The organism is Bacillus sp. FSL K6-2971 (assembly GCF_038006405.1).
Classification (GTDB): domain Bacteria; phylum Bacillota; class Bacilli; order Bacillales; family Bacillaceae; genus Bacillus; species Bacillus pumilus.
The window spans coordinates 2,124,886-2,143,377 of record NZ_JBBOVD010000001.1 but is presented as its reverse complement, the minus strand read 5'-3'; the positions used below and the strand labels follow the sequence as shown (position 1 = coordinate 2,143,377).

Genomic DNA, 18,492 nt, shown 5'->3' with positions numbered 1-18,492 from the left:
TGTGAATTTTTTATCTTTAATTGAACAAAGAATGTAGAAAGTAATCCGAAACAGTGGTAGAATATTATTGGAAGCGTTTTATTACATAAATTTGGTCATTGTGTTCTGGAAGTTATATCGAGATAGTGTTCAATCACTTGATGATCAAAGTTGGGGGTAGTGTTCAAAATGTTTCAAAATGATGTGAAACAACCGTTGAGTTGGGAAGAATTTCATGGTCCGAACCTCGGCTATGTGCTCGAGCTCTACGATCAGTATGTCCAGGATCCTACTAGTGTTGATGAAGATCTAAGAGGCATATTTGATGAACTTGGTGCACCACCGAGTGAAATGAAGGAGGAAATTGGGAAAAAAGAAAATAGCGTAGTTACTTCTGAACAAATCCAAAAGATAGCATCAGTCGTTAAACTGGCAGAAGACATCAGAACGTATGGCCATTTAAATGCTTCCGTCAATCCTCTTCGCAAAGAAAAGGAATTACAAGAGCTGTTTCCTTTAAAGGAATACGGTTTAACAGAAGAAGACGTCAAGAATATTCCAATATCTATTATTAGTCCTGACGCACCAAAACACATTTCAAACGGCATAGAAGCCATTAACCATTTGAGAAATACGTATAAGCGTACCATTTCATTTGAGTTTGATCACGTACATGATTTCGAAGAACGGAACTGGCTCTCAAAATCAATCGAGTCTGGTGAACTATTTAAGAAAAAACCAGCCGATAAACTAGTTTCTGTATTCAAGAGATTAACAGAAGTTGAGCAGTTCGAACAGTTTCTTCATAAAACATTTGTTGGGCAAAAGCGCTTCTCAATAGAAGGATTAGACGCACTTGTCCCAGTACTTGATGAAATTATTTCAGAGTCTGTTACACAAGGGACTTCAAATATTAACATTGGAATGGCACACAGAGGCCGTTTAAATGTATTAGCACATGTGTTAGGAAAACCATATGAGATTATTTTCTCAGAATTCCAGCATGCGCCAAATAAAGAGCTTGTTCCATCAGAAGGCTCTATTGGCATCAGCTACGGGTGGACAGGTGATGTAAAGTACCATCTTGGAGCAGATCGTCAAATTAAAGACGAAGATACAAAGAGTGCGAGAGTCACGCTTGCTAATAACCCAAGTCACTTGGAATTCATTGATCCAATCATTGAAGGAAGCACACGTGCTGCTCAGGAATTACGTACTCAAAAGGGCTATCCAGTACAAGACGTTGAAAAGGCATTAGCCATCTTAATTCATGGTGATGCGGCATTTCCTGGGGAAGGAATTGTGGCAGAAACATTAAATTTAAGTCAACTTGTAGGCTATCAAGTTGGTGGAACCATCCATATCATTGCAAACAATATGATCGGGTTCACAACGGAAAGCAATGAATCTCGTTCGACGAAATATGCAAGTGACCTTGCAAAAGGGTTTGAGATTCCAATTGTTCACGTCAATGCAGATGATCCGGAAGCATGTTTAGCGGCTGTTCAATTAGCTGTAGAATACCGCAAACGCTTTAAGAAGGATTTCTTAATTGACTTGATTGGTTACCGCAGATACGGTCATAACGAAATGGATGAGCCTTCTACAACTCAGCCAATGCTATATGATGCAGTCAGAAAGCATAAAACGGTCAAGAATATCTTTGCAGATAAACTTGTCACAGAAGGTCTTCTGACAAAAGAACAACGAGAAGAAATCGAGCAGGCTGTAGCGACAAGAATAGAAGAAGCCTATCAAAAGGTGCCTTCAAAGAAAGAGCATACGATTCAAGAAATTGAACTGCCAGAACCAGTATCAAATGGCTTCCCAGCAGTGGATACATCCGTAGAGTTTGATGTATTACGAAAGCTGAATGAAGAATTGATCAGCTGGCCGGACGATTTCCAAGTATTTGGTAAGCTTAAACGGATCCTTGAAAAACGTGCAAAAGTGTTTACAGATGACCGTAAAGTAGAATGGTCACTTGGGGAAGCACTTGCATTTGCATCTATATTAAAAGACGGTACGCCAATTCGAATGACTGGACAGGATTCAGAGCGCGGTACTTTTGCTCAAAGAAACCTTGTTCTTCACGACAGTCAAACTGGAGATGAATTTATTGCTCTTCATGAGCTGAGTGATGCAAACGCATCATTTACTGTTCATAATAGTCCACTGTCAGAGGGCTCAGTCATCGGGTTTGAATATGGTTATAATGTCTATTCTCCTGAAACGTTAGTCATTTGGGAGGCTCAATTTGGAGACTTCGCAAATGCGGCTCAAGTGTATTTCGATCAATTTATTTCAGCTGGACGCGCAAAATGGGGACAAAAATCAGGTCTAGTGATGCTCTTGCCTCATGGATATGAAGGACAAGGTCCTGAGCATTCAAGTGGCAGAACAGAGCGATTCCTGCAATCAGCTGCTGAGAATAACTGGACAGTGGCGAACTTGACTAGTGCAGCGCAATACTTCCACATTCTTAGAAGACAGGCGAAAATGCTGCTTCGTGAAGAGATTCGTCCGCTTGTCATCATGACACCGAAGAGTTTGCTTCGTAACCCGAACACATTGTCTGAAGTCCAGGAATTAACGGATGGACAGTTCCAACCAGTTCTTGAACAACCAGGCCTTGTGCATGATCACGAAAAAGTAACTCGACTCGTGCTATCTAGCGGGAAGGTATCAATCGATATTAGTGATCGTTTTACTCAAATGGAAGAGCCGAAAGATTGGCTTCACATTGCGAGAGTGGAACAACTATATCCATTCCCAGCCAAAGACATTAAAGCGATTTTATCAAAACTAACAAACTTAGAAGAAATCGTATGGGCGCAAGAAGAGCCACAAAATATGGGGGCTTGGGGATACATTGAGCCATATTTACGTGAAATTGCGCCTGAAAAAGTAAAAGTACGTTACATCGGCCGAAGAAGACGTTCAAGTACGGCTGAGGGTGATCCAACTGTGCATAAAAAAGAACAAGAACGAATTGTATCTGATAGCTTGACTCGCAAAAACTAAGGGGGAAATGAAAAATGGCGGAAATTAAAGTACCTGAATTAGCGGAATCGATCTCGGAAGGAACGATAGCTCAATGGCTAAAGCAGCCGGGCGATTATGTGGAGCAGGGAGAGTACCTGTTAGAACTTGAAACAGATAAAGTCAATGTCGAACTGACAGCAGAAGAATCTGGTGTACTCAAAGAAGTGCTGAAAGATTCTGGTGACACTGTACAAGTTGGAGAAGTCATCGGAACAATTGCAGCGGGTGAAGCTGGCGGAAGCGAGTCCGCAGCTCCAGCACCTGAGCAAGAGTCTGCACCAGCTCCGAAAGATGAATCGGCAGCTGCTCAAAAAGAAGAAGCAGTGAAAGAAGAGCCGAAATCTGGTAATGGCAGAACTATCGCTTCTCCTGCAGCTAGAAAACTAGCGAGAGAGAAGGGACTAGACTTATCTGAAATTCCAACCGTAGATCCGCTGGGCAGGGTACGAAAGCAGGATGTCGCTTCTTATCAAAAGAATGAAGCACCTGCAAGTGCACCAAAAGCCGCGCCAAAAGCAAATGCTGCGGTGCAAAATGAACAACCAGGAAAGCCAATTGAACGTGAGAGAATGTCGCGCCGCAGACAAACGATTGCAAAACGTTTAGTTGAGGTTCAGCAAACGGCTGCAATGCTGACGACATTTAATGAAGTAGATATGACGGCTGTGATGGACTTAAGAAAACGCCGTAAAGATGCCTTCCTTGAACAAAATGATGTAAAGCTTGGCTTCATGTCTTTCTTCACAAAAGCAGTTGTAGCAGCACTGAAGAAATATCCGCTGCTTAACGCAGAAATTCAAGGTGATGAGCTCGTCTTGAAGAAATTTTATGACATCGGCATCGCTGTTGCTGCTAACGAAGGACTTGTCGTACCGGTTGTCCGTGATGCAGACAGATTGTCGTTTGCAGGGATTGAAAAGGAAATTGGTCATCTTGCGAAAAAAGCACGAGATAATAAATTATCTCTAAATGAGCTGCAAGGTGGATCATTCACGATCACAAACGGCGGAACATTCGGTTCACTGCTTTCGACACCAATTTTAAACAGCCCTCAAGTTGGAATTTTAGGGATGCACAAAATTCAGCTTCGACCTGTGGCAATTGATGAAGAACGTTTTGAGAACCGACCGATGATGTATTTAGCTCTTTCTTACGACCACCGGATTGTCGATGGTAAAGAAGCAGTTGGATTCCTTGTCACGATTAAAAACTTACTTGAAGATCCAGAGCAGCTATTGCTTGAAGGATAATCTTCAATTTGAAAAGCTAGCACCCATTAAGGTGCTAGCTTTTTTTCTTTTCATTTTCAGCATTTCCTCTCTTTGACCAATACGTCGCAAGCCAGGAACCAGATAAATTATGCCACACACTAAAAATGGCACTTGGTACGGCTGCAAGTGGCGAGAAGTGTGCTGTCGCTAGAGCTGCACCAAGTCCAGAGTTTTGCATGCCTACTTCAATCGAGATGGCTCTTCGAGAAGGGATATCCATTTTGCACCACTTTGCAATAAGGTAACCAAATAAAAGACCAAGTCCATTATGTAAGATCACAACGGCCAATATCAGCAGCCCAGATTGAAGAATCTGCTCTTTATTTGCACTAACAACCGCTGCAATGATCACTACAATTCCGGCGACAGATACAAGCGGCAGTGCTTGAACCGCATAGGTCACTTGTTTTTTGAAAAACAATTTAACGATAACGCCTAAGATAATTGGGATCAACACAACTTGTACAATTGACAAAAATAGCGCTTCTGGCGATACAGGTAACCATGATCTTGCAAAGAGTAAAATAAAGACAGGTGTTAAAAATGGAGCAAGAAGGGTCGATAAGGTGGTGACGGCTACAGATAATGCCGTATTTCCTTTCGCCAAAAAGGTCATCACATTGGATGCTGTACCGCCTGGGCAGCAGCCCACAAGAATAACGCCTACTGCAATTTCAGAAGGAAGCTGTAATCCGTAAGCTAATAGAAAGGCGATAAGCGGCATGAGTGTGTATTGCGCTAGAACCCCAATCAGCACATAGAGAGGTTTTCGAAACAGCTCTTTAAAATCTTCAGCAGACAGGGTAAGCCCCATCCCAAACATAATAATACCGAGTAAAAAAGGAATATAAGGTCCAATCTTAGAAAATTCGGCAGGAAAGGCAAATCCAAGACACGCAAATAAAATGACCCAAATCGCAAAGGTTCTTCCTGCAAAGTGACTAATGGTTAATAAAATCTTCATTCATTGCTTCAGCTCTCTTTCCTCACATATCTTTCTTATTTTAAATGAATTTTCTGAAAAAACAACCCGTTCTTTTAGTTTTGATAATAATATTATGTAAACTATAAATACTCCATATAAGCAAATGCCTACATGGAGTAGCGTTTTTAAAAAGGGGCCCATTTCACTTGCTGAGCTTGCTTAAGACGTGCTTCTGGCTCACGCCAGTCAACGACATTCCACCAACGATCTACATATGTCGCTTTTTCATTAAGATATTGCAGATAGTAGGCGTGCTCCCATACGTCAAGAGTTAGAAGAGGGATTACATCCCATTGTGATAAAAATTGATGGCGTTCTGCTTGTAAAATCTCTAATCGCTGAGATCTTGGTGCCCATACGAGAATGGCCCATCCAACACCTTCAACTTGTTTGGCTGCAGCTGAAAATTGGGATTTGAATGCATCATAGCTTTCAAACGACTGTTCAATAAGACGAAGCATTTGCCCAGTGGGCTTTTGTTTCCCTGAAGGACTCATAGAAAACCAAAAAATGCAATGTAAATAGTGTCCCGCACCATTGAAGGCAAGCTCCCGTTCCCAATGCTTGATCATTTTAAAATCATTGGTTCTTCTTGCTCTTTTTAAGGCAAGCTCAGCTTGGTTCAGACCATCAACATATGATTGATGATGCTTCTGGTGATGCAAATACATAATCTCTTTTGAAATAAACGGTTCTAATGCATCATAGCGGTACGGGAGAGGGGGTAATTGATGGCCGCCAACTGCAACATCTCGCATTGCATCTTGTGGGATTATATCCTCTGCAATACTTTCAGCCAATTCGTACCACTCTTCTTCACTGGAATGTTCATCATTCATGATGAACGATAAATGTTCTGCTTTCTGACGGATGTTTTCATCTTGAACTGCACCTTGAATGGAGCTAAGCCAATCTTTAAGCTGCATGCGATATTCTTCCTTATTCATTTTTACGCCTCATTTCTTCTAAAAATGTGGAACAAGCCACCATTGGAAAGACAAATGGATAGCTATGATAGGTGATATAAAATTGCTTTGGAAGACCAATGCCTACTGGATAGTGCAAGGCTTCACTCGAGTGCTGATGTTGAATCAAAAATGAGATGGCTTTTAAAATCACTTTGTCATCTGGCTGCACATATTGTAAAAGTGCCTCAGCAGCCCAAGCCGTTTGAACTACTGTCCCAAATGGAAGCGGGACGTACCTTTTAACCTCTGCACTTTTACACGATTCTCCGAAGCTGCCATCTTCTAATTGAATTGTTTTTAAAAATCGACATGCTTTTTGAACAGCAGGATGCGATGAGGAGATGCCAGCAGCCTTTAGTCCTGTTAACGCAGCCCAAGTACCATAAATATAGCAAACGCCCCATCTGCCGAACCACGATCCGTTTTTCTCTTGATGATCAAGCAGCCATTTCACACAATGATCTTTTTGCCTTTGCATGAGTGGTGACTTGTTGTTCTCTTCAAGAGCGATAAGATGGAGCACACGACCTGTAATATCAGGAGTAGAAGGATCAATGGCCGCATCCTCAGCAGATTCGAGCGGGAGATGACGAAGCAAGAAGTGATTTTGATTTTTTTCAAAAGCTGAAAAGCCGCCATCCCGGTTTTGCATGGAAAGAAGCCAATCAAATCCTCGTTTCCACTGAACGGGAGCGTAAGTTTGAGGAATGGCTTTTAACACAATTTGCGTATCATCACAATCTGGGTTATTTGTGTTCAAATCTGAAAAACCAAAGCCTCCCGGAGCCGCATGCCGGTTATGGATCGCCCAATCTGCTTTCTTCATTTGCTGCCGGTTCAGTAAGTACGTAAAAGACTTTTTGATAACTGGATCATCTTGTGTTCTGCCTGCTCGCTGAGAAGCATAACTGACAAGCGCTGTATCCCAAACAGTGGATGTAGAATTCTCAGCATATTTCCTGCACCCACAGTCAGTGACTAGCTGTTTCATCCCTTTGACTGCTTTTAAAATGAGATGATGGCCCGGAGAGTATCCAAGACTCATGAGTGCATAGACCATAAAAATACTGGCACTTAAATAGCTGTACAGCGTGCCATCTTTTTCAAGGCGGTCAAACATATACCCCTTCGCTGCCTCATACCCGAAAAAGTCGAGCCGGCTGTCGAGTGCAGTATACGACCGCATGTATGCTAGAAAGTGGTGAGTGGAACGTTCTTCTCTTGCCATAAACCAGTCAAAAGGATTTTTAGACATGTTTGCATCAAGATGTGCTAAGTTTGGAAACTGTTCATGAGAGGTATATCGTTTGTTGAGTGCGATCATCATTGGGACAAAATGAATTCTTGCATATGCACTAAGATGATAGAAGTGAAGCGGGAAGTATGTAGGGATGAGTAAAAATGAAAGTGGTGCATAGAAGTATGGCCAAGGGTGCATGCCATTGACAGCAAGCATCCACTTTGTCATAAAATGAACGTTCTTCAAGCCGTCATTTGATCGAATAAAATGTGCTGCTTTTTCCATATGCGGCTCATCTTGTTGATACCTGCCTGACACGAGCATTCCACAATAGCCTTGCACAGTCGCGGTTACATGTCCCGCCTGATCATGATACAAAGAAAAAGAACCATCCTCATTTTGCTTTTCGCGTATAGCTTCTGCCAATTGATGAACGAGTGCCTGATCCGAATCGCCGACAGCCTTTAACAGCATAATCAAAAAAGCATTTGTCATCATTGGCCCTTCAAAGCAGAAGACAAAAGCACCATCTTCTCGTTGTCTGCTCTGCAGTTGCATGTGCAATTCATCAATATATTCGTTTACTTTTGTTTTAAAATCTTGCATATTCGGCCATGCTCCTTTCCTTTATTACTATATTCAGGAGCCTGCCTGTCACATGCAATCACAAAAAAGCCGATGACATAGTCACCGGCTTTATAGGCGTCATTAGTCTTGGAGATTAATCCACACACTTTTGACTTCTGTATAGTTGTTAAGAGCGTATGATCCCATTTCTCTGCCTAAACCTGATTGCTTATATCCTCCAAACGGGGAGGCAGCATCAAAGACGTTATAGCAGTTGACCCAAATCGTGCCTGCTTCAAGACGTGAAGCAATATCATGGGCATGCTTTAAGTTTTCTGTCCAAAGTCCTGCGGCTAATCCATAGTCAGACTGGTTGGCTCTTTCGACCACTTCATCAATGGAATCGTAAGGAATCGCAGATAGGACAGGTCCAAAGATTTCTTCTTTTGCGATGGTCATGTCATCTTCTACATCTTTAAAAACAGTAGGGGAGACAAAATAACCAGCCTCATAAGGGCAATCGCCACCGACAACGGCTGTTGCACCTTCTGATTTACCTTTTTCAATATAGCCTAACACGCGCTCGTGCTGTTCTTTACTTACGAGAGGTCCGATTTGCGTATCTTGATGAAGACCGGCTCCTTGTTTGAGGGATGTCGCATATTCAGCCATTTGATCGACAACCTCATCATATTGACTCCGGTGAACAAAGACCCTCGAACCTGCAGAGCATACCTGACCTTGGTTAAACATGACGCCGTTTAAAGCACCTGGAATGGCTTTCTTTAAATCTGCATCTGGTAAAATAATGTTTGGTGATTTTCCGCCAAGTTCTAATGTGACCCTCTTAATGGATTTGGCTGCTTTCTCCATGATGAGTTTCCCAACACTTGTTGACCCCGTGAAGGCAAGCTTATTCACATCAGGGTGATCGGTTAACGCATTCCCGGCTGTTTCGCCAAATCCAGGTACGATGTTAATCACACCTTCTGGGAAGCCGGCTTTATCCACTAATTCAGCTAAATAAAGCGCAGAGAGGGGTGTTTGTTCTGCTGGTTTTAACACGATGGTGCAGCCTGTCGCAAGTGCAGCACCCATTTTCCACATGGCCATAAGCAGCGGGAAGTTCCAAGGTATGATTTGTCCAACAACGCCAACAGGCTCATGACGGGTATAATTAAAGTATCCTTGGCTGACAGGAATGGTTTGCCCACTTATTTTGGTTGTCCAGCCCGCATAATAGCGCATATGCTCGATTGCGAGAGGGATATCTGCATTTGTTGTTTCATTAATTGGTTTTCCGTTATCTAAAGTTTCAAGCTGAGCGAGCTCTTCTAGGTTTTCTTCCATTAAATCAGCAAGCTTAAACATGAGGCGGGCGCGTTCGGCGGCAGACATGGAGCGCCAAGGACCATGAAAGGCTTTTTTGGCTGCTTTTACTGCCTCATCAATGTCTTTTGCACCTGCTTCATATACATCAATAAGGGTTTCACCTGTGGCTGGGTTAGGAGTTGAAAAGGTTTTGTTATCGTGACTTGTGACAAACTGACCATTAATGTAGAGTTTTTTCGTCCCTTGGAGAAAAGATTCGAGTTTTGAACTAATTTGAAGTGTTGTAGAGCTCATAAATAAACAAACCTCCTTAAAGATATGGATTGTTCTGCGAGTTCTAGGTGAAAAAGCGGACCTGAAGCAAATGATCTAGTATACGCACATGGATGTAAACGTATACATTCATCATATTACACCACATGTACGAAAGCAATCCATAACACTCATTGCATTTCATGAAAAATTGGCTACAATAAATGTATAGATGAAAAAAGGAGTTTTTAAATCATGATCCATCAAAACTGGCAAACGGCTCAAACGTTAAAACAAGTAAAATGTATACATACGAATGCGAAAAAATATATGGTCGACCGTGCACTAACGGTTGGAAGCACATATGAAGTGAAAAATGAAACAGAAGAATTCCTGTTTGTCGTTGATAATACAGGTAAAGTAGGCGGGTATTATAAAGAGTATTTCGAAGACTTTTCTGCTGAATGATTTTGGTGATCATCACTCATACTAAGAAAAACAGTAAAGGGTGATGATGATGAAAAAGCAGCAAACAGATGAGCAGAATCAACAAAATGCTTGGCATGATAACGAAGATGCTGATATGGCAATTACGCTTGAGCAGATTTCCGATGTATATGCCGAGGGAACCATTGAAACACCAAAAGACGAATAGTCCAGATTGTTGACAAAGTGCTAAAATGATTTTTATTTTAGCACTTTGTCTTTTTTTTCAGCGTGACATGAAAACCTTTGCAGCCCTAGGAAGGACGAGTACCGGCGCGGAGCGAATTTGACATTCGTGAGCACCGGCTCGCAGGACTGACAAAGAATGCGAGGGTTTGTCTACACGCTGACAGTGATTTGAAAAAATCACTGTTTTTTTATTGGTCACAATTCAACCATTTTTCTCAAAAAGAACTGAAACTTTTTTCCTGCTTTAACTGTCTAAATAAGTAGAGGAAAGAGCATCGAATCAAAAAGAAAAAGTTAAATGAAATTTAATCTATTCGTAATGGAATAACGACTATTTATAGCGTATTCTATAAGTGAGAACAAAACGTACCCACAGAGCGTGTGGCCGTTTTTTCATAAAGGAATTTGATGGAGGAAGAGGGGGTTTACGTGGGTATTTTTTCTGTCAGTAAACAAAATGATAAGAAATTCGAATCCTTACTAATTGAAGGGGAAAGAATTGAAGCTGTTTACAGACTGCGTCACGACCAAATTTGTTTCACCAATAAACGACTGATCTTTGGCGATAACCGCGTATTTTCTAAGAAGAAAGTCAGGGTCTCCTTGCCGTATCGATCAATTGAAAGTTTTGCCATTCAAGAAGCTGGCGTGTTTGATCAGGACACAGGTATGCTGCTTGTCACAAGCTCAAAAGTATTTGAACTCGATTTTTCAAAAGAGACGGATTTGAGTGATGTGCAAGCCATTTTGACAAAACATCTTTGCTGATCAACCTTGCGATTACATAGATCACATGCACTTTTCTCATTCTACTTTTTTTTATAGATCGCACATTGCCTGAGCCCTTCCCCATATTTGCTGGGAGGGGCTTTTTTTGTTTAGGTGTTTGAATGATAGCAAAAAAGGATAAAGATGAAACAGATACAGAAAGGAGAATGAACAATGAAAGTATTAGTTGCTGGAGCAAATGGACATACAGGCAGGCTCGTCATTCGTTATTTAAAAGAAAAAGGACATGAACCTTTTGCTCTCATTCGAGATGAAAAACAAGCGGATGCGCTAAAAGAACTTGGTGCAGCACCTGTCATCGGTGATCTTGAAAAGGATGTGACAGATGCTGTGAAACAAGCAGATGCTGTCATCTTTGCAGCTGGTTCAGGCTCAAAAACAGGTGCAGATAAGACGATTGCAGTGGATCAAGAAGGTGCAAAACGTCTTGTTGACACAGCGAAAAAAGAAAACATTCAGCATTTTGTGATGCTAAGTTCCTATAATGCCGATGATCCAAACCAGGGAAAAGGGCAAGGAAGTATGGAAATTTATTATGAAGCGAAAAGAAAAGCAGATGAACATTTAAAACAGTCTGGGCTTTCCTACACCATTGTCCGTCCAGGTGCTTTGCTGCATGAGGAAAAGACAGGAAAGATCGAAGCAGCGGAGCATATTCAAGATGATCAAAACATTGAGATTTCAAGAGAGGACGTAGCCGCTGTACTTGTGGAAAGCTTAACAGAATCCAATGTGAAAAATAAATCCTTTGACTTAATTAAAGGGGATAAACCAGTAGAAGAAGCACTTCGCACCCTGTAAGAGAAGAAAGCTGCTGCCAAAAAGGCGGCGGCTTTTTTGATGTTTTCATTTCGTTTGCAGCGGGAAGGTAATAAGAAAGGAGTGATTGACCGTGGGCTTAACGAAAGAACAAAAAGCTGATTTATACGAAAGATTGAATCAATTAAAGGAAGATGTAAAAGGGTCAAAAAAGAAAGAAGAATCTATGCTAAGTGAATCCAGCGAGATTTCAAATGGTGTTGGAAACCATATCGCTGATCATGGGAGCATCTATTTAGACCGCATGACCGAACAAACACTGGACCAAGTTGATGGCCAGCTTGAAGACGAAATTGATGCAGCACTGAAACGAATGGAAGACGGAACATATGGGGTTTGTGAGAAAACAGGGAAAGACATTCCATATGAACGTTTAAAAGCAGTCCCATATACACGTTATTCAATTGATGCGAAGAAAAATGAAGAAACCACTCAAGACCCAAACGAGTTTGACCGTAATTTCTCTGATCAAATGCGTGATTTAACAAATAGACAAACAATGGATCAGATGCATTCAGATACGTATGAACGATTAGAGGAAGAGCAGGATGTTGACATAGACGATGAAAAATAGGGAAATAAGTGTAAGTTACATTTTTTTAGAATAATTTTTTCTTATGTGTACAACGACAAAACTTTTGTATACACGAGTCTTTTATAGAAAAAAGATCTCTTGAAATTTAATAAACTTTCGTGTAATATAGTTTAAAGGCTGCGATGCGCGTAATGTTAATTAAGTTTTAACCTTTAAGCTGTAATAGGGAGTTTTATATTGAAGCCGGAATGTCATGCCTCTTTAGAGAGGAAGACAGGAACGTTTCTGCAAACACCCACTTTGAGGAGTGGTGGTTTAAAACTTTCTTACTTAGATTACGGCATCCGCAGCTTTTCCTAGGATGATTCAAGCCATTTTCCATTTCGGAAAATGGCTTTTTATTTTGTAAAAAGACGAAATTCAACTGATCGCCTGTAGAGACAAGAATCTATGTTAAAATGGACAAAACAAATGACAGAGAGGGAATTGGATGTTAGAACAAGCAGAAGCACTCCTGAAACAATATTATGGCTTTGATGCCTTTAGAAAAGGACAGAAACAAGCCATTGAAGCGATTGTAAATAAACAAAAGGATACCGTCTGCATTATGCCGACAGGCGGAGGGAAGTCAGTTTGCTATCAGATCCCTGCACTAATGATGGAAGGTACAACGATCGTGGTATCTCCGCTTATTTCTTTAATGAAGGATCAGGTTGATGCGTTAAATGAGATGGGCATCCGTTCTTCCTTTTTAAACAGCACTCTGTCCGCAGCTGAAATGAATGAAAGGCTGAAAAAATGCGAAAAAGGGGAATATGAACTGCTTTATATCACACCTGAACGCTTACAAAATGAACGTTTTTTTCAGCTGTTAGATCGGTTAACGATTCCTTTAATTGCGATTGATGAGGCGCACTGTATATCCGAGTGGGGACATGATTTTAGGCCAAGTTATCGCTTCATTCAAGAATGCTTGAACAAGCTGTCAAAAAGACCGGTGATTGTCGCATTAACAGCTACAGCGACGAAAAAGGTCCATCAAGATATATGTGAACAGCTTGGTATCAACGAAGAAGAAACCATCTTTACTGGGTTTGCTAGAGAAAATTTGTCCTTTCAAGTGATCAAAGGAGAAAACAGTGAACGTTTCATCACACAATATATGAAGAAAAACAGTCTTGAGTCTGGCATTATTTATACCGCCACTCGTAAAGAAGCGGATAACATTTATCATCGACTAAAAAAACAAAAGATCAAAGCTGGTGTTTATCATGGTGGATTGGATGATCATACGAGAGAAGAGCAGCAAAACCTCTTTTTAAATGATGATATCCAGGTGATGGTCGCCACATCAGCATTTGGCATGGGAATCAATAAGTCGAATGTACGTTTTGTGATCCATCATCAAATTCCAAGGGATATTGAAAGCTACTATCAAGAAGCTGGTCGTGCCGGCAGAGATGGGCTTGAAAGTGAATGCATCTTACTGTTTTCACCTCAAGGTGTAAGAGTGCAGCGCTTTCTCATTGAGCAGTCAATAGAAGATGAGACACGCTACCAGCATGAGCTGCTTAAATTAAGGCAAATGGTGGATTACTGTCATACTGAGCAATGTCTGCAGCAATTTGTGATGGATTATTTTGATCAAACAGCTAGTTCGCCTTGCGGTAAATGCAGCAACTGCCTTGATGAAAGAGAGCGTGAAGAGGTCACAAGAGAAGCACAGATGGTGTTATCTTGTACAGTGAGAATGAATGAGCGATTTGGTAAAATGATGATCGCCCAAGTATTGGCAGGCTCTAAAAATAAAAAAGTGCTAGAGCTAGGTTTCGATCGTCTCCCTACATATTCTTTAATGAAACAACATTCGGCTCAGCAAATCAGTGACTTCATTGAATTTTTAATTACAGAAGAGTATTTGCACATGTCTGAAGGTGCTTACCCAACACTTAAGGTGACCCATAAAGGGAAGAAAGTGTTAGTTGGACAAGAGACAGTGTATAAAAAGCAGGCGATCAAAGCAGAGGCCATTCAAGAAAATGATGCATTATTTGAGCGATTGAGAGCGTTGAGAATGAAGCTAGCTAGAGAGCAAGGTGTCCCGCCGTTTGTTGTTTTTTCTGATCAAACATTGAAGGAAATGTCAGCTGTAGAGCCTAAAACAGATGATGAATTACTCCAAATTAAGGGGATTGGCGCTCAAAAAAGAGAGAAATATGGAGATGTTTTTCTAGAAGAAATTCGTTTATTTATAGAAAAAGAGAAAAAATAAAGAGTTTGAAGAAGAAAAATAAATTTTTTTCGCTGTACTTGGACGCGTTTTCATCAGGTCATTTTCAATCCTTGTAAAACCTTGATATGGCGGGGAATCAAGCCGTTTTGTGGTCTGATTTACCAATGGAGAGAGATGTTTCATGTAAAGGAACTGTAATCTAAAACATATCGTTTTGTTATTGAATTGACATTTACATATGTTACGATAGCACTCGTTAGCCGCCATAAAAAGCTAACAAGGGAGGATTTACTTTATGAAGAAGACTATTATGTCCTTGGTTGCTGTTGCAGCAATCTCAACAACAGCATTTGGAGCGCAGCAAGCTTCTGCAAAGGAAATCACTGTACAGAAAGGTGATACACTTTGGGGAATCTCACAAAAAAATGATGTGTCTCTAAAGGACCTAAAGGGTTGGAACAATTTATCTACTGATATGATCTATGTAGGTGATAAATTGACAATCTCTTCAAAAGAGAAAACTCAGGAGCAGTATAAAGTCCAGAAGGGGGACAGCCTCTGGAAAATCGCTCAAAAATTCAATGTGTCAATTAGCGATATTAAGTCTTGGAATAACTTAAACTCAGATATAATTATGGTTGGTTCAACACTAAGTGTTGCTGGCCAAAGCTCGGCTCCGGTAAGCTCAGAACCTGTTCAAAAACAGGAACCTGTCCAAAAAGAGCAAACAACGAAAAAAGCTGCTCCTAAAAAGGAAACAGCTAAAGCAGAATCATCTTCTGCTAGTCAGAGTGTACAAAAAGAAATGACTGTTACGGCTACGGCTTATACAGCAAATGATGGTGGCATCTCAGGTATCACTGCAACAGGGGTAAACTTAAACAAAAACCCAAATGCAAAAGTAATTGCAGTAGATCCTAATGTCATTCCATTAGGAAGTAAGGTTTATGTTGAAGGCTACGGTGAAGCCATCGCAGCAGATACTGGCGGCGCAATTAAAGGTAACAAAATTGATGTACATGTACCAAGCAAATCCCAAGCGAAAAATTGGGGCGTAAAATCAGTCAAAGTAAAAGTACTTAACTAGTAAACAATTGTTTTTTGGAAGAAAGCATCAGGTGGCGGCCTGATGCTTTTATTATACCTTTTTTTGGTCAGAAATACACATATTTTTCTGAAAAATTTGCATTTTCGACAAAAAGCAGCGCATATCTTATGATACACGCTGGTTTTTGTCGTTAGCTGTCCACCCAATAAATTTCTCCGCTTTGTTCTTTCCAATTGATCTGGACATCAAATTGATGCTTTTCATAAAAATGAATCAAGCGATCCACGTGATCCCAGTCTCTTTTGACGAGGTCGCCAGTAATCACTGGGATGTTCTGATCTCTTGCGATTTCTTTTAAATGCTTCATGCAGATGGAGCCATACCCATTATCTGGCGGACCTTTAATATCGGCAATATGAATCTTTCCTTCTTCAGGATATTCCGCAATTAAGGAAAAATCAGATTGTCCGCGAAAAGCTTTTTCACAATCGCTGAGCATAATTTTACATGTATCTGCACTTTCAATGGCAGAGACGATCAGCCACTCATCTTCTTTCGCTTGATCGATGCCAATGATTTTTGCTTTTTTCGAAATATCTTTCATCTTTTCTTGCATTCGATACATTTGGAACTGCAATTGCTGTAATTCTTGCTCTAACGTCTTCACATCTTTGGCTGTTTCCTGTAAGATTGACAAGTCCATTACTCCTTTCCTATCAGCAATGATAAAAATCACATAAATTCCAATTTTAAAGGAAGTGGATGGATCTTTCAAGCCGTTAGAACGCCTGCAACCTGCAAGTTTGTCTAAAATTCGACGAAGACAGCGAATTCATTGACTTTATAGAGAAATTTAAATAACATACTCTTAGTCGGAACTAATAAAGAGAGGTTTTCAAACATGAACGAACAGAATCAGAAACCGAAAAATTTCACTGGTGTTGTGATCATTTTAACAATTGCCATCAACGGATTAATCGCTTTATTATTTTTAATGCCAAAATCAGATAAATTTAGCCATCTGGATATTACATTTTTGCCGTTACTTAATGCCGTGATGAACAGCTTTACGTTTATCTTTTTACTTTCAGCACTCATCATGATTAAACAAAAGAACATTAAAGCGCATCGACGATTTATCTTTGCTGCATTTTCAACGACACTTGTCTTTTTAATTTCGTATGTGACCTATCACTCAATGGCAGCTGATACCCATTTCGGAGGAGAAGGGATCATCCGTCCAATTTACTTCTTTATTTTAATCACACATATCGTCTTATCAGCTGTCATTGTACCGCTTGCCCTGATTACGCTGTTTAGAGGTGCACAGATGCAAGTCGAGCGTCACCGTAAAATTGCTCGCTGGACAATGCCGCTATGGCTTTATGTCAGTCTCACTGGCGTCATTGTGTATATGATGATTTCTCCATACTACAGCTAACGTATGTCCAACTGGACATACGTTCTTTTATTTACAAGATGCAGTGCTTTGGATAAAATGGGAATTGGGTATCCGACTTGCACGGTATCTTCCCATCTATAGACTCACATCATTTCTGGCCGTTTGCTCGTTTGGAGAACAACAATTGAACGAAACGGGGGTTATATGATGACTGAACAACTGCAGTATAAACCGGGGCTTGAAGACATTGTGGCAAGCGAAACGTCTATCTCATACTTAGATGTGCAGCAAGAAGAGATTGTAATTCGCGGGTATGACCTCATCGAGTTGGCACAAAAAAAGACCTATTTAGAAACAGCCTATCTGCTTATTTATGGAAGATTGCCAGATGCGATGGAATATCACCAATTTCAGCAAGACATTTCCTCACAAACTAACTTACATCCAACCATTCAAACCATTTTAACAAAGCTGCCAAAAACCACCCATCCGATGGATGCCATGAGAACATGCCTATCTGCTCTTAGTGGGTACGATGATGCATTACAAGATCGATCAGAAGCATGCCAGCAAAAGCGTGCTGTTCGATTACTCGGCCAGCTGCCGGCCATTGTCGCTGGAAGCTATCATATTCTCACAAAAGACGCCGCTATTTCTCCAGATCAGACCAAATCCTACACTGAAACCTTTTTAACCATGCTAACAGGACGTACGCCAACCCAAGACGAAATCACCGCTTTTGACCAAACACTCACATTATATAGTGAACATGAGCTGCCTAATTCAACGTTTGCCGCTAGAGTCATCGCATCCACACATTCTGATATGTATGGTGCTTTTACTGGAGCAATTTCTTCATTAAAAGGTGACTTGCACGGAGGAGCGAATGAAGCTGTCATGCATATGCTTCTCGAAGGGAAAACAACGGAAGGCTTCCTTGCGCTGATTGAGCGGAAATTAGCAGCAAAGGAAAAAATGATGGGCTTTGGCCATAGGGTATACATGAGAAAAATGGACCCAAGAGCCGCTCTTTTAAAACGATCATTGAAAACGCTTACGGAATCAAAGGGAGATACAGCGCTTTATGACATGTGTGTAGCAGGAGAGGCATACATGAAAGAGAAGAAAAACCTCTATCCGAACCTTGATTATTACGCCGCACCTATTTATTACGAGCTCGGGATTCCAATTTCACTTTATACACCGATTTTCTTTGCTGCAAGGGCAAGTGGATTAGCTGCTCATGTCATTGAACAGCATTTGCATAATCGCATTTTCAGACCGAGAGTCCGTTATTTAGGGCCAAGAGGATTAAAAGTTTCAGATGATGATGGAAAAATGGGGGAATGAAC

The 18,492-nt window shown here is 40.9% G+C and carries 16 protein-coding genes and 1 other RNA gene; 12 read left to right on the top strand and 5 right to left on the bottom strand.

All coding sequences use genetic code 11. The annotated features are described in order from the left end of the window. The first annotated feature begins 168 nt into the window (after positions 1-168). Both sucA and odhB read left to right on the top strand, forming a co-directional pair. Entirely contained in the window at positions 169-3,003 is a 2,835-nt protein-coding gene (gene sucA / locus MHI33_RS11005) for a 2-oxoglutarate dehydrogenase E1 component (RefSeq protein ID WP_340911186.1), read from the top strand. 14 nt (positions 3,004-3,017) lie between these two features. Further along, entirely contained in the window at positions 3,018-4,274 is a 1,257-nt protein-coding gene (gene odhB, locus MHI33_RS11000; RefSeq protein ID WP_044141304.1) for a 2-oxoglutarate dehydrogenase complex dihydrolipoyllysine-residue succinyltransferase, read from the top strand. 34 nt (positions 4,275-4,308) lie between these two features. Here the strand turns inward: odhB and MHI33_RS10995 are convergent, their stop codons facing one another. The 4 genes from MHI33_RS10995 to MHI33_RS10980 form a co-directional block, all read right to left on the bottom strand. After that, positions 4,309-5,259 (bottom strand): bile acid:sodium symporter family protein, encoded by a 951-nt coding sequence (locus tag MHI33_RS10995; RefSeq protein WP_106067071.1) that lies wholly within the window; start codon positions 5,257-5,259, stop codon positions 4,309-4,311. Positions 5,260-5,405: 146 nt separating this feature from the next. Then, positions 5,406-6,227 carry a superoxide dismutase gene (locus MHI33_RS10990; RefSeq protein WP_065098192.1) on the bottom strand — a complete coding sequence of 274 codons (822 nt, stop codon included), beginning with the start codon at positions 6,225-6,227 and terminating at the stop codon, positions 5,406-5,408. After that, positions 6,220-8,094: a terpene cyclase/mutase family protein gene (locus MHI33_RS10985; protein WP_113768480.1), complete on the bottom strand. Its 1,875-nt coding sequence runs from the start codon at positions 8,092-8,094 to the stop codon at positions 6,220-6,222. The genes MHI33_RS10990 and MHI33_RS10985 overlap by 8 nt, the downstream gene beginning before the upstream one ends. Before the next feature lie 102 nt (positions 8,095-8,196). Then, positions 8,197-9,681 carry an aldehyde dehydrogenase family protein gene (locus MHI33_RS10980; protein WP_340911178.1) on the bottom strand — a complete coding sequence of 495 codons (1,485 nt, stop codon included), beginning with the start codon at positions 9,679-9,681 and terminating at the stop codon, positions 8,197-8,199. Between the two features lie 213 nt (positions 9,682-9,894). Here MHI33_RS10980 and MHI33_RS10975 point away from each other — a divergent pair, with 213 nt between their 5' ends. From MHI33_RS10975 to MHI33_RS10940, 8 genes are all read left to right on the top strand, one after another. Continuing rightward, positions 9,895-10,107: a DUF6501 family protein gene (locus MHI33_RS10975; protein WP_003215772.1), complete on the top strand. Its 213-nt coding sequence runs from the start codon at positions 9,895-9,897 to the stop codon at positions 10,105-10,107. Between the two features lie 49 nt (positions 10,108-10,156). Beyond that, positions 10,157-10,294, top strand: a complete 138-nt coding sequence (locus tag MHI33_RS10970; protein WP_340911175.1) for a DUF4025 domain-containing protein — start codon at positions 10,157-10,159, stop codon at positions 10,292-10,294. Positions 10,295-10,743: 449 nt separating this feature from the next. Further along, on the top strand, positions 10,744-11,082 hold the full coding sequence (locus MHI33_RS10965) for a PH domain-containing protein (protein WP_024422682.1): 339 nt from the start codon (positions 10,744-10,746) through the stop codon (positions 11,080-11,082). Between the two features lie 174 nt (positions 11,083-11,256). Next, positions 11,257-11,904, top strand: coding sequence for an SDR family oxidoreductase (locus MHI33_RS10960; protein ID WP_065098189.1), 648 nt, complete (start codon positions 11,257-11,259; stop codon positions 11,902-11,904). A 91-nt stretch (positions 11,905-11,995) separates the two neighbouring features. After that, positions 11,996-12,496: a TraR/DksA family transcriptional regulator gene (locus tag MHI33_RS10955; protein ID WP_065098188.1), complete on the top strand. Its 501-nt coding sequence runs from the start codon at positions 11,996-11,998 to the stop codon at positions 12,494-12,496. A 132-nt stretch (positions 12,497-12,628) separates the two neighbouring features. Beyond that, positions 12,629-12,814: non-coding RNA, 6S RNA (ssrS, locus tag MHI33_RS10950), on the top strand. Between the two features lie 133 nt (positions 12,815-12,947). Further along, positions 12,948-14,729, top strand: a complete 1,782-nt coding sequence (recQ, locus tag MHI33_RS10945; RefSeq protein ID WP_065098187.1) for a DNA helicase RecQ — start codon at positions 12,948-12,950, stop codon at positions 14,727-14,729. Between the two features lie 256 nt (positions 14,730-14,985). Further along, positions 14,986-15,777, top strand: a complete 792-nt coding sequence (locus MHI33_RS10940; protein WP_003216022.1) for a LysM peptidoglycan-binding and 3D domain-containing protein — start codon at positions 14,986-14,988, stop codon at positions 15,775-15,777. Between the two features lie 151 nt (positions 15,778-15,928). Here MHI33_RS10940 and MHI33_RS10935 read toward each other — a convergent pair whose 3' ends face one another. After that, the gene (locus MHI33_RS10935; protein ID WP_340911169.1) at positions 15,929-16,435 is read right to left on the bottom strand and encodes a hypothetical protein; all 507 of its coding nucleotides are present in this window, start codon (positions 16,433-16,435) and stop codon (positions 15,929-15,931) included. A 204-nt stretch (positions 16,436-16,639) separates the two neighbouring features. Here MHI33_RS10935 and MHI33_RS10930 point away from each other — a divergent pair, with 204 nt between their 5' ends. Next, positions 16,640-17,179 carry a DUF420 domain-containing protein gene (locus tag MHI33_RS10930; RefSeq protein ID WP_044141297.1) on the top strand — a complete coding sequence of 180 codons (540 nt, stop codon included), beginning with the start codon at positions 16,640-16,642 and terminating at the stop codon, positions 17,177-17,179. A gap of 168 nt (positions 17,180-17,347) precedes the next feature. After that, positions 17,348-18,490, top strand: a complete 1,143-nt coding sequence (gene mmgD, locus MHI33_RS10925; RefSeq protein WP_340911166.1) for a citrate synthase — start codon at positions 17,348-17,350, stop codon at positions 18,488-18,490. The last annotated feature ends 2 nt before the right edge of the window (positions 18,491-18,492 follow it).

Bases quoted from the DNA above. Each gene is read 5' to 3' on its own strand.
- sucA (WP_340911186.1), top strand. From the start codon at position 169: ATGTTTCAAAATGATGTGAAACAACCGTTGAGTTGGGAAGAATTTCAT.
- odhB (WP_044141304.1), top strand. From the start codon at position 3,018: ATGGCGGAAATTAAAGTACCTGAATTAGCGGAATCGATCTCGGAAGGA.
- MHI33_RS10995 (WP_106067071.1), bottom strand. From the start codon at position 5,259: ATGAAGATTTTATTAACCATTAGTCACTTTGCAGGAAGAACCTTTGCG.
- MHI33_RS10990 (WP_065098192.1), bottom strand. From the start codon at position 6,227: ATGAATAAGGAAGAATATCGCATGCAGCTTAAAGATTGGCTTAGCTCC.
- MHI33_RS10985 (WP_113768480.1), bottom strand. From the start codon at position 8,094: ATGCAAGATTTTAAAACAAAAGTAAACGAATATATTGATGAATTGCAC.
- MHI33_RS10980 (WP_340911178.1), bottom strand. From the start codon at position 9,681: ATGAGCTCTACAACACTTCAAATTAGTTCAAAACTCGAATCTTTTCTC.
- MHI33_RS10975 (WP_003215772.1), top strand. From the start codon at position 9,895: ATGATCCATCAAAACTGGCAAACGGCTCAAACGTTAAAACAAGTAAAA.
- MHI33_RS10970 (WP_340911175.1), top strand. From the start codon at position 10,157: ATGAAAAAGCAGCAAACAGATGAGCAGAATCAACAAAATGCTTGGCAT.
- MHI33_RS10960 (WP_065098189.1), top strand. From the start codon at position 11,257: ATGAAAGTATTAGTTGCTGGAGCAAATGGACATACAGGCAGGCTCGTC.
- recQ (WP_065098187.1), top strand. From the start codon at position 12,948: ATGTTAGAACAAGCAGAAGCACTCCTGAAACAATATTATGGCTTTGAT.
- MHI33_RS10940 (WP_003216022.1), top strand. From the start codon at position 14,986: ATGAAGAAGACTATTATGTCCTTGGTTGCTGTTGCAGCAATCTCAACA.
- MHI33_RS10930 (WP_044141297.1), top strand. From the start codon at position 16,640: ATGAACGAACAGAATCAGAAACCGAAAAATTTCACTGGTGTTGTGATC.
- mmgD (WP_340911166.1), top strand. From the start codon at position 17,348: ATGACTGAACAACTGCAGTATAAACCGGGGCTTGAAGACATTGTGGCA.